The organism is Microbacterium sp. CPCC 204701, assembly GCF_004010105.1.
Classification (GTDB): Bacteria; Actinomycetota; Actinomycetes; order Actinomycetales; family Microbacteriaceae; genus Microbacterium.
Genome location: NZ_RRYE01000523.1, coordinates 1 through 1,650 on the forward strand (window position 1 = coordinate 1; position 1,650 = coordinate 1,650).

The 1,650-nt window shown below is 74.1% G+C and carries 2 protein-coding genes and 1 pseudogene; all 3 read left to right on the forward strand.

The genetic code is table 11. The features are described 5' to 3' along the window. A pseudogene (locus EIO58_RS17475) lies at positions 1–260 on the forward strand (hydroxymethylbilane synthase); the annotation flags it as partial. 2 nt (positions 261–262) lie between these two features. Then, positions 263–1,225, forward strand: coding sequence for a porphobilinogen synthase (hemB, locus tag EIO58_RS17480; RefSeq protein ID WP_127820507.1), 963 nt, complete (start codon positions 263–265; stop codon positions 1,223–1,225). Beyond that, on the forward strand, positions 1,222–1,650 hold a 429-nt coding region (locus tag EIO58_RS17485), incomplete at its 3' end, for an aminotransferase class III-fold pyridoxal phosphate-dependent enzyme (RefSeq protein ID WP_127820506.1). The genes hemB and EIO58_RS17485, both read left to right, overlap by 4 nt.

Consider the following 1,650-nt stretch of genomic DNA (forward strand, 5'->3'; position numbering starts at 1 on the left):
CGGTCGAGGCCGAGCGCGAAGTGCTCGCCCTCCTCGAGGCCGGCTGCTCGGCGCCCGTCGGCGCGCGCGCCGTCGTCGACGCGGGACTCCTGCTGCTCTCGGCGAGCGTCTACAGCCTCGACGGCGCCACCGCGCTGACGTCGTCGCACGCCACCACGTGGCCAGAAGACGACGGCGACCCGTCGCGTGAGGTCGCGGCATCCGTCGCCCGTGAACTGCTCGACGCCGGCGCCGCCGGCCTGACCGGAGTCCGCCCGTGAGCATGAACCGCCCCCGCCGCCTGCGCGCCACGCCCGCGATGCGGCGTCTCGTCGCCGAGACCCGGCTGCACCCGGCCGAGCTGATCCTGCCGATGTTCGTGCGCGAGGGGGCGAGCGAGCCGGTGCCGATCTCGTCGATGCCGGGCGTGGTGCAGCACTCGACCGAGTCGCTCAAGGGAGCGATCGCGGATGCCGCGGCCGCCGGCATCGGCGGCGTCATGCTCTTCGGCGTGCCCGGGCGCAAAGACGCCACGGGTTCGGGAGCGACCGATCCCGACGGCATCCTGAACGTCGCGACGCGCATCGCCGCCGCCGAAGCGGGCGACGCGCTCGTCGTGCAGACCGACCTGTGCCTCGACGAGTTCACCGACCACGGCCACTGCGGCGTGCTCGACGCGAACGGGTACGTCGACAACGACGCGTCGCTCGAGCGCTACCGCGACATGGCCGTCGCGCAGGCCGAGGCGGGCTCGCAGCTGCTGGGCCTGTCGGGCATGATGGACGGCCAGGTCGCCGCGGTGCGCGAGGCGCTCGACGGCGCCGGCTTCGGGAACACGCCGATCCTCGGGTATGCCGCGAAGTACGCGTCGGCGTTCTACGGCCCGTTCCGCGAGGCGGTGCAGTCGTCGCTGCAGGGCGACCGCCGCACCTACCAGCAGGACCCGGCGAACCGCCGCGAGGGCGCGCGCGAGGTCGAGCTCGACCTCGCCGAGGGCGCCGACGTCGTGATGGTCAAGCCCGCCATGAGCTACCTCGACGTGCTGTCCGACGCGGCCGCGACGAGCCTCGTGCCGGTGTGGGCGTACCAGGTGTCGGGCGAATACGCCATGATCGAGGCCGCCGCCGCCCACGGCTGGATCGACCGGCGCCGGGCGATCGAGGAGTCGGTGATCGGCATCCGTCGCGCCGGCGCCGACGCCGTGCTGACCTACTGGGCCCTGGAGCTCGCGGAGTGGATCCGATGACCCCGACCAACGCCCAGGAGTTCGCCCGCGCGCAGAGCGCGATGCCGGGCGGCGTCAGCTCGCCGGTGCGCGCGTTCGGCTCCGTGCATGAGACGCCGCGGTTCTTCGTCTCGGCGTCGGGCCCCTACGTCACCGACGTCGAGGGACGGGAGTACGTCGATCTGGTCGGATCGTGGGGTCCCGCGATCCTCGGGCACGCCCACCCCGCCGTCGTGAAGGCGGTGCAGGATGCGGCGGCGCACGGTCTCGGCTTCGGCGCCAGCACGCCGGGCGAGACAGAGCTGGCCGAGCTGATCGCCGCGCGGGTGACCCGGGACGGCGTCGCGACCCCGGTCGAGCGCGTGCGGCTCGTCTCCACGGGCACCGAGGCGACGATGACGGCGATCCGCCTCGCGCGCGGCGCGACCGGCCGCGACCTCGTCGTG

Excerpts from the sequence above, each read along its gene's own strand:
- hemB (WP_127820507.1), top strand. The coding sequence starts at position 263 with ATGAACCGCCCCCGCCGCCTGCGCGCCACGCCCGCGATGCGGCGTCTC.